Here is a 16,109-nt window from a genome sequence, read left to right on the forward strand (position 1 = left end):
TCACCCGATGCCCGACGTCCGGCCGATCTGATCAGAACAACACCGGGGGTGAGGCCGATGACGGGTCGGCTCGGAATCGATGATGTAACCCCTCTGGTGGAGACCGGGGACCCGAGCAAGGCCGTCGTGGGCGAGGTCGTCCCGATCCGCGCCACGGTCTGGCGCGAGGGGCACGACGCGGTCGCCGCGAACGTCGTCTGGACGAAGCTCGCCGACGCCGAGACCGACGACGACGGCGAGCCCGAGCACGTCCGGATGGTGCCCGAGGGTGTGGGCACCGACCGGTTCGTCGCCACCGTCGTGCCGGACGTCCCGGGCCGCTGGAGCTTCCGCGTGGACGCCTGGAGCGACCCGTGGGCCACCTGGCGCCACGCCGTCGAGGCCAAGCTCGCCGCCGGTCAGACCGCCGAGGAGCTGGCCAACGACCTGGAGACCGGTGCCCGGCTGCTGCACCGGGTCGGGCGCCGCCCGTCGGAGAAGGCCAACCGGGACCTGCTGCTCGGTGCCGCGAACACGTTGCGCGACACCGCCCTGCCGCTGCGCTCGCGCGTCGCGCCCGCGTTGTTCCCGGCCGTCGTCACGATCATGACCGACCGCCCGGTGCGCGAGCTGATCACCCACGGCCCGGAGCGCGAGGTCTTCGTCGACCGTCGCCGCGCGCTCTACGGCTCCTGGTACGAGATCTTCCCGCGTTCCACCGGAGGCCGCGACGAGACCGGCCGCGCCGTGCACGGCACGTTCGTCACCGCGACCAAGGAGCTCGACCGGATCGCGAAGATGGGCTTCGACGTCGTCTACCTGCCGCCGATCCACCCGGTCGGCACGGTGCACCGCAAGGGCCGCAACAACTCCGTGCACGCCGAGCCGGGCGACGTCGGGTCGCCGTGGGCGATCGGGTCCGCCGCGGGCGGCCATGACGCGATCGACCCCGAGCTGGGCGACTTCGACGACTTCGACGCGTTCGTGACGCGGGTGAACGAGCTGGGCATGGAGGTCGCGCTCGACTTCGCCCTGCAGTGCGCGCCGGACCACCCCTGGGTCGCGGCGCACCCGGAGTGGTTCACCGTCCGCCCGGACGGCACGATCGCCTACGCCGAGAACCCGCCGAAGAAGTACCAGGACATCTACCCGATCAACTTCGACCGGGACCCGGCCGGCATCTACGCCGAGTGCCTGCGGGTGACACTGCTCTGGGTCGAGCACGGGGTGAAGATCTTCCGTGTCGACAACCCGCACACCAAGCCGCCGAACTTCTGGCACTGGCTGATCTGGCAGGTCAAGGAGCGCCACCCCGACGTGCTGTTCCTGGCCGAGGCGTTCACCCGCCCGGCGCGGCTGTTCGGCCTGGCCCGGCTCGGGTTCACGCAGTCCTACACGTACTTCACGTGGCGGACCGAGAAGGAGGAGCTGCTCGAGTTCGGGGCTCTGCACGCCGAGCACGCCGACGAGTGCCGTCCGAACATGTTCACCAACACCCCGGACATCCTCCACGAGTCGCTGCAGACCGGTGGTCCGGGAATGTTCGCGATCCGGGCGACGCTGGCCGCGACGATGTCGCCGACCTGGGGCGTCTACTCCGGCTTCGAGCTCTACGAGGGCACCGCGGTGAAGGCCGGCAGCGAGGAGTACCTGGACTCGGAGAAGTACGAGCTGCGCCCGCGCGACTTCCACACCGCGCTCAACGAGGGCCGCTCGCTCGAGCCGTACCTCACCCAGCTCAACGAGATCCGGCGCGCGCACCCGGCGCTGCAGCAGCTGCGCGAGTTCCACCCGCACGCCACCGACAACGACGACCTGCTGGCCTACTCCAAGGTGGACCCGGCCAGCGGGGACCAGATCCTGGTCGTCGTCACGCTGAACTCGACCGAGGCCCGCGAGGGAACGGTGACGCTGGACATGCCGGCGCTCGGCCTGGACTGGGACGACGTGGTCGACGTCCGCGACGAGGTCACCGGCCAGTCGTTCCGGTGGGGCGAGCGCAACTTCGTCCGGCTGCTGCCGTGGGACAACGTGGCGCACATCCTGTCGCTGCCGAAGGCGACCCCGGTGGTCTGACCCTCACCGGCCGAGCCAGGTCCGCCACACCGGGCGGACCAGCTCGGCCAGGCGCGCGTACCCCGCCGCGGCGGGGTGCGCGCCGTCGCCGGCCGCGACCTCCGACGTCCACGTCGGGTCGGCCGCCAGCGCCGCGAACACCGGCGCGTAGGTCACCTCGGCGCGGGCGCACACCTCGGCGAACCGCGTGTCCAGGTCGGCGATCCGGGTGTTCTGCCCGGCGTCGGCCACCGGCGGCGGCCCGGCCACGAACAGGCCCCAGCCGAGGTCGGACAGCTCGCCGAGCAGCATCTCCAGGTGCGCCGCGGACGCCGCGGCCCCCACGCGCGAGGACGGGCCGTGCCCGCCGGGGACGGCCGTGGTGTCGTTCACCCCGACCGAGACGACCACCCGCGCGTCGACGGGTCCGTCGCCGGAGACCTTCAGCCGCGGCGGCAGCTCGCGACGCCAGCGGGACAGCACGTCGCGGGTGGTGTCGCGGCGGATGCCGAGGTTGTAGAACGTGAGCGGCAGGCCGTCGCGGTGCGAGCCCGCGGCCAGGCGCCCGGCCCACCCCAGGTGCTCCGGGTCGCCGACCCCGGCCACGAACGAGTCGCCGACCGCGCAGACCCGCACGTCCCGTGCCTCCTCGTCGCCCGCCCGCATGCGCATCAGGTCCGGTCGCGTTCCTGCGCGGAGACGACGACCATCGACGCGACCTGCGACGCCCGCGCGCAGCCCGCCTCCCGGCTTCCTCCGGGCGGGCCGGCGGGGCGGGCGTAGGACTCGTAGGTCAGGACGAACGAGGCGTCCGGGTCGGTGTCGACGACGAGCGCGCAGCTCGCCCCGGGCGGCGACTCCTCCGCGACGCCCTCGACGGCGCCGTACCCGTCCACCGAGGTCACACGGTGCCCGACGAGCTTGAGGTCGCCCTCGACGTAGGCCGGGTCGCCGGGCACACGGTTGCGGGCCGGGATGCCGGGCTGGATCCGCACGGTCCACACCTGCCCGTCCGGTCCGCTCAGGACGCAGTTGTTCGCGCCCTGCCCGAACGGGTCCGGCGTCGTGTCGACGATGCCGAGCAGCGCCGAGTCGTCGGCGTCGACGGAGTCGCAGGCACGCAGCCCGGTCACCCGGAGGTCCGCGGGGCGGGGCGGGAACGGGCTCGGCACCTCCGGTGCGGACCCGCACCCGGCCAGCGCCAGCACCGTCACGAGAGCCGGGGCGGCGGCGCGGGCGAGAGTTCTCCGGAAACGGCCCGGTGCGGTGCGCGGCCGGCTGCGACGGTGCCCGGATCGCGGGCCCGCGCTGCCGTCCATGCCGACGACGCTACCGGTGACGCCGGGCCACCGGCACGCCGCCGACCCCTAGTCTCGGGGCGGTGACGGGCGCATCACGGGTCGGGGCGGTGCTGTCGCTGACGGGTCCCCTGTCCCGCTTCGGAACCCAGGCCGCGGACGGCCTGCGGGTCGGGATGGACCTGCTCGGCGCACCCGCCCCGGTGCTCGTCGACGACGCCGGCGAGCCGGGCCGGGTCGCGCCGACGCTGGACGTCCTGGCCGGGTCCTGCGACCTGCTGCTCGGCCCGTACGGGACGTCGACGGCGCGGGCCGCGGCGCGGTGGGCACGGGAGTCGGGGCGCTTCGTGTGGAACCACGGCGGTGCGGGCGACCGGGTCCAGGGCGCCGCGCCGGGGCGGGTGGTGTCGGTCCTGACCCCGACGAGCGGCTATGCCGGGGCGTTCGTCCGGTACCTGGCCCGGGAGCATCCGGGGACGCCGCTGCGCCTGGTGCCCGGGCGGGGCGGCTTCGGACGTCAGGTCGTCGCGGGGGCCCGCGAGGCGGCCGCACGGGCCGGGGTGACGGTCGTCGACGAGGGACCGGGTGCGCTGTTCCTGGCCGGGTCGTTCGACGAGGACGTCGACGCTGTGAACCGGCTGCCGACCGGGGCGGACCGGCCGGTCGTCGTCGGCACCGTCGCAGCCGGGGTGCGGGAGTTCGGACGTGCGGCCCACGATCCGGACGGGGTGTTCGGCGTCGCCCAGTGGGTCCCCGGGGCTCCCGGTACGCCGGAGGTCGGCCCGGACGAGGCGACGTTCCTGGACCGCTACCGCGCCGCGACCGGCACCGGGCCGGACTACCCCGCCGTCCAGGCCGCCGCGACGGCCGCGATCGCCCTGCACTGCGCGTCGGTGGCCGGGAGCACCGACCCCGGCGCGCTGTGGGCGGCCGCGACGGCGCTGCGCACGACGACGCTCTACGGCGCCTTCGCGATCGACCCCGTCACCGGCACCCAGACCGGCCACGGGACCACGCTGGTCCGCTGGCGGGACGGGCGGATGTCCCCGGTCTGAGGGCGCTCAGTCCTCCGGCTCCGGCTCCGGGGGCTCGACCAGCAGGGCCGTGGCGCGGAACGGGGTCAGCTCGACGCGGAAGCTCTGCAGGTCGTCGACCGTGGCCACGGCGTCACCGCTGAACAGGTCGGTGACCACCGAGCCGGGCGGCAGGTGCTCCGACCGGACGGTGCCGTCGACCTCCTCGTCGGCGAAGTTCAGCACGGTCAGGGCGAACGAGCCGTCGTCGAGCTCGTGGACCATCACCAGCATCCCGCGGTGCGAGACGTCCGGGACGTCGACCTGACGGCTCGTCGCGACACCGCAGCGCTTGCGCACCGCCAGGATCGCCTGCATCTGCCGGGCGAAGCTCGCCTCGTCGGTGAGCTGGTCGGGCAGCGTCCCGTAGAGGCTCACCCCGCGCGGCATGCCGGCCGCGGACTTGTGCGCGTGCGGGTTGGCGCCCATCAGGTCGTGCGCGGCGCGGCTGATCCAGCGGGTGTCGCCGCTGGACAGGAGCTCCTCGACGTCACCGGGCGGCAGCGTGAGCATCCCGCAGAGATCCCAGCCCGACAGCGCGAACACCCCGGGCTGGAACGCGTTGAACATGACCAGCAGCAGGTGCACCCGCCGGATCCGCTCGACGTCGGCCGGCTCGATCGCGTCCAGCTCGGTGATGCCCAGCGCCGCGGCGATCACCGTGGCGGTGGTGCAGGCGATGCCGTTCGTGGTGAAGATCAGGTTGTACGGCGCGTCCGGGCCGGTCAGGTGCTGGCACAGGTCGCGGCGGATCGTGTCGGCCAGGTCGGCGCCGGTGATCTCCTCGCCGCGGAACTCGTAGAGGTCCTCGGTCGCCGTCCAGTGCACGAGCTCGTAGGTCAGCTCGTCGTGGTTCTGCAGCGCGTGCACCAGCGAAGCCGGGTCCACGCCGAGCCGGGTCGAGGTGCGCAGCGTCAGGCGCAGGAACTCGGTGTCGGCGGTGGCCAGCGCGTGGTGGTAGGCGGGCCGGTTGACGAAGTCGTAGGACAGGTCGGCGCCGGCCTCCGAGGTGACCCGGATGTCGTCGATGGTCAGGTTCAGCTCCTGGAACGTGAACCCGCCGACCTTGCGGACCATGCTCGCGATGATGTGGTTCGCGGCCTCCGACGTCGGGTGGCCCTCCGACCAGCCCGGCATCCCCTCGGCGGACTTCTCCACCCCGAGGAAGCCGTTGGCGTCCAGGCGCAGCGCGCCGGAGCCGAGGTCGGCCAGCGAGTGCAGCGCGTCGCCGATCACCATCCGCATCCCGGCGAACGTCGGGTCCAGCCAGTTCACCGACGGCTGGCCGTCCTTGAAGTAGTGCAGGTAGACCCAGCGGCGGGTGACGCCGTCGACGCCGGTCACCGGCCGGGTCGCGCTCCAGTTCGTCTCCTTGACGCCCTCGCGGTAGAAGATCACCCGCTGCAGACGCCCGACGATGTAGCCGCTCTTCTCCAGCTTCTCCTCGGTGACGGCGTCGAGGTTGACCGAGTCGTGACCGGACGGGACGTCGGGCAGCTCGGCCCAGTCGTTCTCGTCGATCTCGATCATGTGATAGATGCCGGGGTAGTCCGAGTGCGCGAGCTCGGCGAGCCGGAAGTCGGCGCCCTTCCCGGTGTGGCCGGGCACGATGTCGTCGATCACGGTGCCGCCGTACCAGGTGGCGGTGGCGCACATGGCGCGGAACTCGTCCTCGGTGCCGAACACCGGGTCGAGCTCGTTGGAGATCCGGTCGAAGTGCCCGTCGACGCTCGGGGTGGACTGCCAGCCGGAGAGACCGCCCGCCTTCTTCACCGGGCCGGTGTGCACCGCCTCGATACCGATCTTCTCGAACGCGCTCCACATGCCCTCGTCGCCGAGCGCGGCCAGGAACGAGTCCCCGGGCCGGGTGATGAACGAGATCGGGTACGCGGTGAACCACACCGACGCCGTCTCCACCGCCTGGCGGGGGCCGGGGTTGGCGTAGGGGTTCTGCCACATCGAGCCCTGCCCGGAGAACTGGCGGGCCAGCTCGTTGGCGTGCCCGAGCATCGACTGGCTCTGCAGCCACGACACGTAGGCCGGGTTCTCGCCGTTGGCCGGGCCGTCCTGGGCGACCGAGCGCCGCGGCACCGTCGACCGCACCCGCGCCCGGTGGCGCAGGCTCTTCGGCCGCGCCGGGTGGAAGTGCTCGGCGAAGGTGATCTCGGCAGGCTCGTGTGCCGGTTCGTGGCTCTGCTCGTCGGCCATCGGCTCTCCCTCGGTCGGGTCTCCGGTCACCCGCCCCGCCCCGTGGTCGTCGTCGTTCGCGGGAGGGGCTGCCGCATCAGGGCGTCCGGGCACGTGTGTCCACCGCTCGAGAGATCAGTATGGGTTCCCCGCGGCAGCCGTGCCTCCGGGCACGGCGCGGACCTGCTCGGGAAGGTCGGCCCGCACGCGTCACCAGCCGTTCGACGACGGCTCCGACCGGGCGTCGCGGGCCGGTCGGAGGACCATTCGCGGCGTGGTGACGACGCCGTCGCGGACTGTAACACCGGCGTCGGCGCGCCCCTCCCGGCCGACACACGCCGCCCGGCGATCCGCCGGGGACACGCGGCGGGCGGCGGTTCGCTGTGGTCTGATCACCCCGCCGGTCGCCGTGGTGGCGCCGGTTCATCAGCACGCCCGCCGACGGGCGCCGGACCGGCGCCGGCGTGGCGTCGAGGAGGAGGCGCGCCCGTGAGTCCGACCGAGCAGCTCGCCGACCTGCTGCCGGGGTGGCTGCCCCGCCAGCGGTGGTTCGCCGCGAAAGGGCGGTCGGTGCGGTCGACCGAGGTCGTCGCGCGCACGCCGCTGCTCGCCGCGGCCGACCTGTCGGTGGAGCACGTGCTGGTCGGGGTCGGCTTCACCGACGCCCCGGGGACGCAGACCTACCAGCTCCTCGTGGCCACCGGGGTGCCGCCGGAGGGTGTCACCGAGCAGGCCGTCCTCGGCACCGACGGGGACGCGACCGTCTACGACGGGCTGTGGGACACCCGCGTCACCGACTGGCTGCTGGCCGCGGTCCGCGACGGCGTCACGGCCGGTGACCTGCGGTTCGTCCCCGAGCCGGGCGCGACCGTCCCGCAGAGCGGGCACGGGCGGGTCCTGGGCGCCGAGCAGTCGAACACCTCCGTCGTCTGGGGCCGGGAGACGATCCTCAAGATCTTCCGGCGGGTCCTTCCGGGGCTGAACCCGGACCTGGAGCTGCACCGGGCGCTGCGTGCGCAGGGCAGCACCCGGGTCGCGGCGCTGCAGGGCGCCGTCGAGGGGACCGTGGACGGCGAGCCGGCCACGCTGGGGATGCTGCAGGACTTCGCCGCCGACTCGGCCGAGGGCTGGCCGCTGGCGCTGGAGACGGTCCGGGCCGCGGTCGGCCGGGCCGCCGGCGAGACCGACTTCTCCGGCGAGGCCGCGGCGCTGGGCGAGGCCGTCGCCGTCGTGCACTCCCAGCTCCTCGCCGCGCTCGGCGGGACCACCGCCGACCCCGGCCGGCTCGCCGCGGGCTGGCAGACCCGGCTCGACGCGGCTCTCCCCCAGGTCCCGGAGCTGGCCGAGCACGAGCACGCGATCCGCGCCGTCTACGACGCCGTCGGCACCTCGGGCACACCGGTCGCGGTCCAGCGGGTGCACGGCGACCTGCACCTGGGCCAGACGCTGCGCACCGCCGACGGCTGGCTCGTGATCGACTTCGAGGGCGAGCCGTCGGCCCCGTTGGCCGAGCGCGCCCGGCCGGACTCCCCGCTGCGCGACGTGGCCGGGATGCTGCGCTCGTTCGACTACGCCGCGTTCCACGAGGTGCTGCGTGCCGCGCCGGCCGACAGCGCCGCCGCGTCCGAGGCCGCTGCGGCGTGGGCGGTGCGCAGCCGCTCGGCGTTCTGCGACGGCTACACCCGCGGCGCCGGGGCGGACCCGCGCGCGCAGGAGGCGGCACTGCGGGCGTTCGAGCTGGACAAGGCCGTCTACGAGGCGGTGTACGAGACCCGCAGCCGTCCGACGTGGGCACCGATCCCCCTCGCCTCGATCCGCCGCCTGGTCGCGACCGAGCCGGGCCCGAGCTGACCCGTCATCCCGCACGATCGCGGGAGCCCCGGAGGGTCCCCTCGCGTACGCCGGTGGCCCGGGGGTTCCCCTCGAGACGCCCCGGGCGGGCCCGGGACGGCGACGTACCGGCTGGTCCGGGGCTCGCCCGGCCCGCACTTTGCGATCCCGCAACGGTCCGCCCCCGCGGTCGGCGAGCCTCGGGGAGGCGCAGTACGGTTCCGCAGGTGACATCAGAGGAGACCCAGGCGATCGACCCCTGCGCCCCGGACCAGGCGACGACCGACCGGCTCCTGGGCGGTGCCCACCACGACCCGCACGGCATCCTCGGAGCACACCCGCACGCCGACGGCACCGTCGTCCGCGTCCTGCGCCCGCACGCCGAGGCCGTCCACGTCCTGCCCAACGGCGACGTGGACCTGGCCCACCCGCTGACGAAGGTGCACGACGCCGGGCTGTTCTCCGGTCTGGTCCCCGGATCCGGCGGCGACTACCGGCTTCTCGTCGACTACGGCGACGGCGCCGAGCACATCGTCGACGACCCGTACCGCTGGCTGCCCACGCTCGGCGACGTCGACCTGCACCTGATCGGCGAGGGCCGCCACGAGCGGCTCTGGGACGTGCTCGGCTCGCACCTGCAGAGCTACGACACCGCCTCCGGGCCGGTCACCGGCACCAGCTTCGCCGTGTGGGCGCCGAACGCCCAGGGCGTCCGCGTCACCGGCGACTTCGACGGCTGGGCCGGCTGGTCGCTGCCGATGCGCTCGCTGGGCAGCTCCGGGGTCTGGGAGATCTTCCTGCCCGACGTCGGTGTCGGCGCCCGGTACAAGTTCCGCATCCTCGGGCAGGACGGCAAGTGGCGCGACAAGGCCGACCCGATGGCCTTCGCGACCGAGATCCCGCCGCAGACCGCGTCCGTCGTCACCACCCCGGTGCACGAGTGGGGCGACGGCGACTGGATGGCCGCGCGCGCCGACCGCAAGCCGCACGCCGAGCCGATGAGCGTCTACGAGCTGCACCTGGGCTCGTGGGTGCCCGGCCTGGACTACCGCGAGATCGCCGACCGGCTCGTCGCCTACCTGGACCGGACCGGGTTCACCCACGTCGAGCTGCTGCCGGTGGCCGAGCACCCGTTCGGCGGCTCCTGGGGCTACCAGGTCACCTCCTACTTCGCGCCGACGTCGCGGTTCGGCACCCCGGACGACTTCCGCTACTTCGTCGACACGCTGCACCGCGCCGGCTACGGCGTGATCGTCGACTGGGTGCCGGCGCACTTCCCGCGCGACGAGTGGGCGCTGGCCAAGTTCGACGGCACCGCCTGCTACGAGCACGCCGACCCGCGCCGCGGCGAGCAGCCCGACTGGGGCACGCTCGTGTTCGACTTCGGGCGCAACGAGGTCCGCAACTTCCTGGTCGCGAACGCGCTGTACTGGCTGGAGTCGTTCCACATCGACGGGCTGCGCGTCGACGCCGTCGCCTCGATGCTCTACCTCGACTACTCCCGCGCCGACGGCGCGTGGCTGCCCAACATCCACGGCGGCCGGGAGAACCTGGACGCCGTGGCGTTCCTGCAGGAGATGAACGCGACCGTCTACCGCGAGCACCCCGGCGCGGTCACGATCGCCGAGGAGTCGACCGCCTGGCCGGGCGTCACCCGGCCCACCTACATGGGCGGACTCGGCTTCGGCCTGAAGTGGAACATGGGCTGGATGCACGACACGCTCGACTACACCGGGCGCGACCCCATCCACCGCAGCTTCCACCACAACCAGCTGACGTTCTCGCTGATGTACGCGTTCAGCGAGAACTACGTGCTGCCGATCAGCCACGACGAGGTCGTGCACGGCAAGGGCTCGCTGTGGACCCGGATGCCCGGCGACGACTGGAACAAGGCGGCCGGCGTCCGCGCGCTGCTGGCCTACATGTGGGCGCACCCGGGCAAGCAGCTGCTGTTCATGGGCAGCGAGTTCGGCCAGCCCCGCGAGTGGTCCGAGCAGCGCTCGCTGGACTGGCACCTGCAGGAGACCGACCCGCTGCACGGCGGCATCACCTCGCTCGTCGGTGACCTGAACCGGGTCTACCGCGAGCACTCCGCGCTGTGGGTCAAGGACTCCACCCCGGACGGCTTCGCCTGGATCGACGCCAACGACGCCGCCGGCAACGTGCTCAGCTTCCTGCGTCACGGCACCGACGCCGCCGGGCGGGCGACCGTGCTGGCCTGCGTCGCGAACTTCTCCGGCGCGCCGAACGAGAACTACCGGGTCGGGCTGCCCTTCGCCGGGCGCTGGACCGAGGTGCTCAACACCGACGCCGCCAGCTACGGCGGTTCCGGGGTGGGCAACCTGGGCACCGTCGTCGCCGAGAACCAGATGTGGCACGGCCAGCCCGCGTCGGCGGCGTTGCGGCTGCCGCCGTCCGGTGTGCTGTGGCTGGTGCCCGAGGACACCGGCGGCCCGGTGCACCCGCTCGGCTCCGCGGCCGAGACGGTGCCCGTCGCGTCGGTCCCGCCCGCGGTGACGGCCTCGGAGATCCCGCCCGTACCCGAGGAGACCGACGTCCCGGCGCCGATCACCCCGGGCGACGTCACGTCGTCGCTCGTCCCGGGGCCCGGCGCGGTTCCGCCCGTCGCGGAGTCCGTCCCCCAGCCCGTCACGGTTCCCGAGCCGGTCGCCGTGCCCGAGCCCGGGGACCCGGTGCCCGCCCTGGACCCGGAGCGGTCCGAGCCCGTCCTCGACCCGGACGAGACGCTGCCGGTCCCCGACGCCGAGCCCACGCCGGCACCGACCGTCACCCCGTCGACGTCCGGGGCACCGGGGGTGCGGGCGACCCGCACCGGGAGGTTCGTGACCGGGACGTCCGGGGCCGGCACGTCGGCCACCGGGAGCTCGGAGAACGGCTCCTCCCCGGGGGCCTGACACCATTCGTTCCAAGCGGCCCGGCCCGGCCCGGGCGGCTGCGTTCAGGCGATCCAGCCGGGCGTCCCCCGGTCGGTGCCGTCGGAGAGTTCGGCCCGGGCGTCGCCCGGGCCGGTGACCAGCGCGGACAGCCCGGCCCGCTCGTCGGCGACGATCCGGCGCAGGCGCCCGGCCGGGAGCACCACGGTGTCGCCCGGGCCGAGCTCGGAGGGACCGTCGCCCTCGATCTCGACGGTCGCGGCGCCGTCGACGACGGTCCACAGCTGCTCCCCGGTCATCCGGTGCTCGGGCCCGGCGGCACCGGGGTCCATCCGCACCTGCCACAACGCGTGGCCCGACCCGCCGAGCGTCGGGGACGCGAGCGTGGTCATCACGGCGTTCGGGGTCTCGGTGCGGCGCCGGTCGGCGTGGCGGACGACGGTCATGGCGATCTCCTCCTCTAATATCGACAACACGGTTGTCTGATCGAAGAGAACGGTAAACCAGGTTGTCCGATTCGTCGAGAGGCGCGCGCCCCGGCCACGAGCTGCCTCTGCTCCTGTTGCGCGCGTTCCAGGAGCTGATCGACGAGCTGCACGTGCGGCTCGCGGACGACGGGTTCCCCGACGTCCGTCCGACGCACGGCTTCGTCCTGCAGGCCGTCGGCCCGCACGGCACGACCGCGGTCGAGCTGGGCCGCGCGCTCGGGGTGAGCAAGCAGGCCGCGGGCAAGACCGTCGCGGGACTCGAGGCGCAGGGCTATCTGGAGCGGGGCACCGACCCGTCGGACACCCGGCGCAAGCTCGTGCGCATGACCCCGCGCGGCCACGCCGTGCTGACCCGTTCCGCGGCCGTCCTGGACGAGCTGCGTGCCCGCTGGGCGGATGAGCTCGGCGAACAGCGGGTCCGCGACCTGGAAGACGCACTGGCGGCGATGACGTCCGGACCGTCGCTGCGGCTGGACACCCCGGCCTGGTTCGGGCGCGGGTGACCGGTCCGGTCCCGACTCACGCCCGCGTCGAGTCCGCGGTGTCCCGGTCCCCCGCGGCCTCGCGGCCCACGCCCACCACGGCGACCGCACCGAGGAGCGCGACGGCGGCGAAGGCGTAGAAGCCCCACGGATAGGCGACGCCCGCCCCGAGGAGCGCGCCGCCGATCAACGGCCCGCTGATCGCACCGAGGCGGCCGATCCCGCTGGCCGCGCCGAGCGCCGACGCCCGGACCGAGGCCGGGTAGTGCCGGCTCACCCACGCGTAGACGAGCACCTGCGAGCTGAACACGAACACCCCGGCGAGCAGCACACTCACGTACACCCCGAGGCCCGGCAGCCGGATCGAGAGCAGGGCCAGGAACAGCGCGGCCGCGGAGAACCAGCCGATCGTCGTGGTGCGGATGCCGATCCGGTCCGCGACCCGCCCGGCCAGCAGCAGCCCCAGCACCGCCCCGACGTTGAGCACCAGCAGCAGCGCCAGCGCCGCGCCGAGCTCGTAGCCGGCCGCACGCATGATCTCGGGGAGCCAGGTGTTGAGGCCGTAGACCAGCAGCAGGCCCATGAACGAGGCCGCCCAGAACGCGATCGACGACCGCAGGTACCCGCCGCGGACGAGCTCGGCGACCGGGTTGTGACGTGCCGCCCCGGTCCGCTCCGCCGGCGTGACCCGACCGGCCCCCGGCAAGGACTCCGGGAGCCGGGCGGCGACCAGCGGCACGAGCACCAGGGCGGGCAGGGCGCCGATCACGAACATCGCCCGCCAGGTCAACGACGGGATGACCCAGATCCCCAGCAGCGCGGTCAGGACGGCGCCGGCGTGGTAACCGGTCATCAGCGTGGTGGTCGCGCTTCCGCCGCGCCCGGCCCGTCCGAACTCGTTGACCATGGCCAGCGCGACCGGGAGCACCCCGCCCAGGCCGAGACCGGCCAGGAAGCGCAGCAGCCCGAACACGACCGGCCCGGTCGCGAACGCGCAGAGCAGCGTGAGCACCGAGAACGAGACGACCGTGAGCAGCATGGCCCGGCGCCGTCCGACCAGATCCGCCAGCGGCCCCGCGGACAGCGCCCCGACCATCACCCCGAGCAGGCCGACGACCGAGATCAGCGACGCGGTACCGGGCGTCAGACCCCAGGCCGGTTCGCGCAGCAACGAGGGCAGCACCACCCCGAGCACGACCAGGTCGAACCCCTCGAGGGCGACCGCGCTCCAGCACAGCGGCGCGACCCACCCCCTGTGCCGGTCACCGTGCACTGCCGCGTCCGCCATCACCGTCCGCCTCTCTGCTCGCCGGTGGACGGGAGTGTGCGGGCCTACCCGGACGGGCGCGCGGTGACTTCCGCAGAACGGAAGGGATCCCCCGTACCGGAGCCGGGTGCGGTATCGGGCCACCAGGGACCGGTCGCCGGGCGGAGCAGCGTCAGCCAGCACGCGAGGAGGATCGCCGAGTACAGCGCCTGGCCTGCGGGGGTGAGCGGGTCGCCCGGAGCCCAGAGGTCGCTCCAGGTGATCGGGATGAACGCGAGCGCCAGCAGCGCCCCGACCACCACCCGCCGGGCGTCCCCGGCGCGCCCGGAGGCGACGACGACCAGCAACCCGGGCCACAACAGGATCAGGTAGTTGTGCCAGGAGATCGGCGCGGTGAGCAGGCCGGTGGCCAGCACCGCCCAGGGCGCGACGCCCGCCGGGTCGGTGCCGTACGCGGCGCTCGTCCCGTGGCGCACCGTCCGGATCCCGAAGAACACGAGCGTGCCGATCATCAGCGCGACGCCGACGAGCGTCCCGACCAGCGACGGCAGCCCCCAGCGGATCGCGAGGCCGGGCAGTGCGGCGTTGTCCAGCACGGTGGCGACGGGCTCGGTCAGCGCCATCCGCAGCCACTGCGGGCCGGTGGAGAACCCGGCGGCGACCAGCCCGGCCAGCGTCGTCACGGCGGCGGCGGCCACCCCGGCGCGGAACGCCGGCCAGCAGCGCTGCACCAGCGGGAGCAGCAGCAACGGCGCCAGCGACGGCTTGATCGCCACGGTGACGCCGTAGAGCACGGCGGCCAGGACCGGGTGACCGCGGCGCTCGGCGATCCAGCCGGCCGTCACCCCGAGCAGCAGGATCCCGTAGATCTGCCCGAGCGCGAGCGTCCCGTGCAAGGGCGACGACGCCAGCACCGACACGACCGCGACGACCGTCCAGAACCGGCCGATCCGCAGCTCGCGGGCCGCGGCGAACACAGAACCGGCCACCATCAGGACGGTGAGCGTCACGAAGATCCGGTAGGCGAGGACGGCGTCGAGCATCCCCAGCGGCGCCATCAGCAGCGACAGGATCGGCGGGTTCAGGTTGTGCAGCTTCGCGTCGGTGTCGTAGATCCCGGTGCCGTTCACCAGCGCGCGGGCGGAGCGCCAGAACGTGTCGAAGTCGACGTGGGTGATCGGGACGAGCGGGCTCGGCAGCAGCCGCAGCAGCGGCGGGTTGCCGAACACGAACAGGGCGACGGCGGTGACCAGCGCGGCCGCCATGACCGCCCGGGCACCGATCCGCACCGCCCGGGAGCGGTCCCACCGCACACGCGGGCGGTCTGCGCCCGCGGTGCTCTCGATGGTCGCGCTCTCGGTGCCCTCGCTCAGAACAGCGCGCGGGCCAGTGCCCGCCGGGCCGTGCTCACCCGGGGGTCGTCCGCGGGGAACAGCTCGAACAGGCTGACCAGGTGCTCGCGTGCGCGGTCCCGGTCCTCGCCCCCGGTACGGCCGACGGTGGCCACCAGACGGTTGAACGCGGCCTCGACGTCGTCGCCGGCCATCTCGGCGTCGGCGGCGGCGAGCTGGGCGTCGACGTCGTCCGGGGCGGCGTTCGCACGCTCGATCGCCGCCGGGTCGGCCTGCTCGGCGCGGGCCAGGAAACGCACCTGGGCCAGGGCCGCGGTGGCCTGCTCGTTCGCCGGCTCGACGTTCAGGATCGCCTGGTAGGCGGCCTCGGCGGCGGCGTAGTCACCCTCCTCGAGGGCGTCCTCGGCCGCGGTGAAGCGCGGGTCCTCCGGCTCCTCCTCGGGCTCCGCGGGCTCGCCGGTGGTGGCCCGGGCCTCCCCCTCGGCGATGGCCGGCATCCGCTCGCGCAGCGCGTCGAGCAGCGAGGTGACCCACTGGGAGGCCTGCGCGTCGGGCATCGCGCCGTTGACCGCGTCCACCGGCTGACCACCGACGACCACGACGACCATCGGGACCTGCTGTACGCCGAAGGCCTGCGCGATCCGCGGGGCGGTGTCGATGTCCACCCGGGCCAGCACCCAGGCCCCGCCGCCGTTCGTGGCGAGACGCTCCAGCTCCGAGGACAGCTGCTCCTCGCGCGGGTAGCGACCGGCCCAGAGCTCGATGACGACGGGAACCTCGAGCGACTTCTCGAGGACGTCGTTCTGGAAGCCCTGCTCGGTGGCGTCGACGACCCACGGGCTCGCCTGTCCCCCACCGGCGCCTCCGCCACCACCCGGTGGCTGGGGCCGGTTCGCGGCCTCCGAACGCGCCTTCAGCGCCGAGAGGTCGATCGCTCCGGCCATGGCCGACGACATCGCCGACCGCTGGGCCTGCTGACGTGGATCTGGGCGAGACACGCCTGACATCCTGGCACGCTCACCTGCGGCGCGCGGACCGCCCCGGCGCTGTGGCCACCAGGCCCCGGCCGGGAACGCACCCCGGCCGGGGTGCGCACTCTCCGGGAGCGGCGACTCACGATGGGTCGATCATCACCGGACCGGCGGAACAACACTCGGCGCATTCGCTCGTTGAACCCTCAGCAGGGGCCCGAAGGTCACTCTGC

General features: G+C 73.9%; 11 protein-coding genes and 1 pseudogene. 5 read left to right on the forward strand and 7 right to left on the reverse strand.

The window, feature by feature from the left end; genetic code table 11:
- The first annotated feature begins 57 nt into the window (after positions 1 to 57).
- Positions 58 to 2,055 (forward strand): alpha-1,4-glucan--maltose-1-phosphate maltosyltransferase, encoded by a 1,998-nt coding sequence (locus EV383_RS24345; protein ID WP_130292085.1) that lies wholly within the window; start codon positions 58 to 60, stop codon positions 2,053 to 2,055.
- A 3-nt stretch (positions 2,056 to 2,058) separates the two neighbouring features.
- Here EV383_RS24345 and EV383_RS24350 read toward each other — a convergent pair whose 3' ends face one another.
- Both EV383_RS24350 and EV383_RS24355 read right to left on the reverse strand, forming a co-directional pair.
- Complete coding sequence (locus tag EV383_RS24350) at positions 2,059 to 2,706, reverse strand: GDSL-type esterase/lipase family protein (protein WP_207223646.1); 648 nt, start codon at positions 2,704 to 2,706, stop codon at positions 2,059 to 2,061.
- Positions 2,706 to 3,353, reverse strand: coding sequence for a DUF3558 family protein (locus EV383_RS24355; RefSeq protein ID WP_130292086.1), 648 nt, complete (start codon positions 3,351 to 3,353; stop codon positions 2,706 to 2,708). The genes EV383_RS24350 and EV383_RS24355 overlap by 1 nt, the downstream gene beginning before the upstream one ends.
- Before the next feature lie 62 nt (positions 3,354 to 3,415).
- On the opposite strand from EV383_RS24355, the gene EV383_RS24360 reads away from it, so the two are divergent.
- Positions 3,416 to 4,387: an ABC transporter substrate-binding protein gene (locus EV383_RS24360; RefSeq protein ID WP_130292087.1), complete on the forward strand. Its 972-nt coding sequence runs from the start codon at positions 3,416 to 3,418 to the stop codon at positions 4,385 to 4,387.
- Between the two features lie 6 nt (positions 4,388 to 4,393).
- Here EV383_RS24360 and treS read toward each other — a convergent pair whose 3' ends face one another.
- Positions 4,394 to 6,613: a maltose alpha-D-glucosyltransferase gene (gene treS / locus EV383_RS24365; RefSeq protein WP_130292088.1), complete on the reverse strand. Its 2,220-nt coding sequence runs from the start codon at positions 6,611 to 6,613 to the stop codon at positions 4,394 to 4,396.
- A gap of 468 nt (positions 6,614 to 7,081) precedes the next feature.
- Between treS and EV383_RS24370 the strand changes: the two genes are divergently transcribed.
- Together EV383_RS24370 and glgB are read left to right on the forward strand one after the other, a co-directional pair.
- On the forward strand, positions 7,082 to 8,443 hold the full coding sequence (locus EV383_RS24370; RefSeq protein WP_130292089.1) for a maltokinase N-terminal cap-like domain-containing protein: 1,362 nt from the start codon (positions 7,082 to 7,084) through the stop codon (positions 8,441 to 8,443).
- A 206-nt stretch (positions 8,444 to 8,649) separates the two neighbouring features.
- A pseudogene (gene glgB / locus EV383_RS24375) lies at positions 8,650 to 10,866 on the forward strand (1,4-alpha-glucan branching protein GlgB); the annotation flags it as partial.
- Between the two features lie 515 nt (positions 10,867 to 11,381).
- Here the strand turns inward: glgB and EV383_RS24380 are convergent.
- Positions 11,382 to 11,762, reverse strand: coding sequence for a cupin domain-containing protein (locus EV383_RS24380; protein ID WP_130292090.1), 381 nt, complete (start codon positions 11,760 to 11,762; stop codon positions 11,382 to 11,384).
- 116 nt (positions 11,763 to 11,878) lie between these two features.
- Between EV383_RS24380 and EV383_RS24385 the strand changes: the two genes are divergently transcribed.
- Positions 11,879 to 12,307 carry a MarR family winged helix-turn-helix transcriptional regulator gene (locus EV383_RS24385; RefSeq protein WP_242623288.1) on the forward strand — a complete coding sequence of 143 codons (429 nt, stop codon included), beginning with the start codon at positions 11,879 to 11,881 and terminating at the stop codon, positions 12,305 to 12,307.
- A gap of 16 nt (positions 12,308 to 12,323) precedes the next feature.
- Here the strand turns inward: EV383_RS24385 and EV383_RS24390 are convergent, their stop codons facing one another.
- From EV383_RS24390 to EV383_RS24400, 3 genes are read right to left on the reverse strand one after another with little or no spacing between them, the layout of a single operon-like run.
- Positions 12,324 to 13,574, reverse strand: coding sequence for an MFS transporter (locus tag EV383_RS24390; protein WP_130292092.1), 1,251 nt, complete (start codon positions 13,572 to 13,574; stop codon positions 12,324 to 12,326).
- Positions 13,575 to 13,618: 44 nt separating this feature from the next.
- A complete protein-coding gene (locus EV383_RS24395) occupies positions 13,619 to 14,866 on the reverse strand; it encodes a glycosyltransferase family 87 protein (RefSeq protein ID WP_130292093.1) in 1,248 nt (415 codons plus the stop codon).
- 56 nt (positions 14,867 to 14,922) lie between these two features.
- Entirely contained in the window at positions 14,923 to 15,903 is a 981-nt protein-coding gene (locus EV383_RS24400; protein ID WP_242623289.1) for a co-chaperone YbbN, read from the reverse strand.
- Positions 15,904 to 16,109 lie beyond the last annotated feature (206 nt).

Source organism: Pseudonocardia sediminis, from assembly GCF_004217185.1.
Lineage (GTDB): Bacteria > Actinomycetota > Actinomycetes > Mycobacteriales > Pseudonocardiaceae > Pseudonocardia > Pseudonocardia sediminis.

What these genes read in the sequence shown, in the direction of transcription:
- EV383_RS24380 (WP_130292090.1), bottom strand. Translation starts at nt 11,762, where the DNA reads ATGACCGTCGTCCGCCACGCCGACCGGCGCCGCACCGAGACCCCGAAC.
- EV383_RS24350 (WP_207223646.1), bottom strand. Translation starts at nt 2,706, where the DNA reads ATGCGCATGCGGGCGGGCGACGAGGAGGCACGGGACGTGCGGGTCTGC.
- EV383_RS24355 (WP_130292086.1), bottom strand. Translation starts at nt 3,353, where the DNA reads ATGGACGGCAGCGCGGGCCCGCGATCCGGGCACCGTCGCAGCCGGCCG.
- EV383_RS24345 (WP_130292085.1), top strand. Translation starts at nt 58, where the DNA reads ATGACGGGTCGGCTCGGAATCGATGATGTAACCCCTCTGGTGGAGACC.
- treS (WP_130292088.1), bottom strand. Translation starts at nt 6,613, where the DNA reads ATGGCCGACGAGCAGAGCCACGAACCGGCACACGAGCCTGCCGAGATC.
- EV383_RS24390 (WP_130292092.1), bottom strand. Translation starts at nt 13,574, where the DNA reads ATGGCGGACGCGGCAGTGCACGGTGACCGGCACAGGGGGTGGGTCGCG.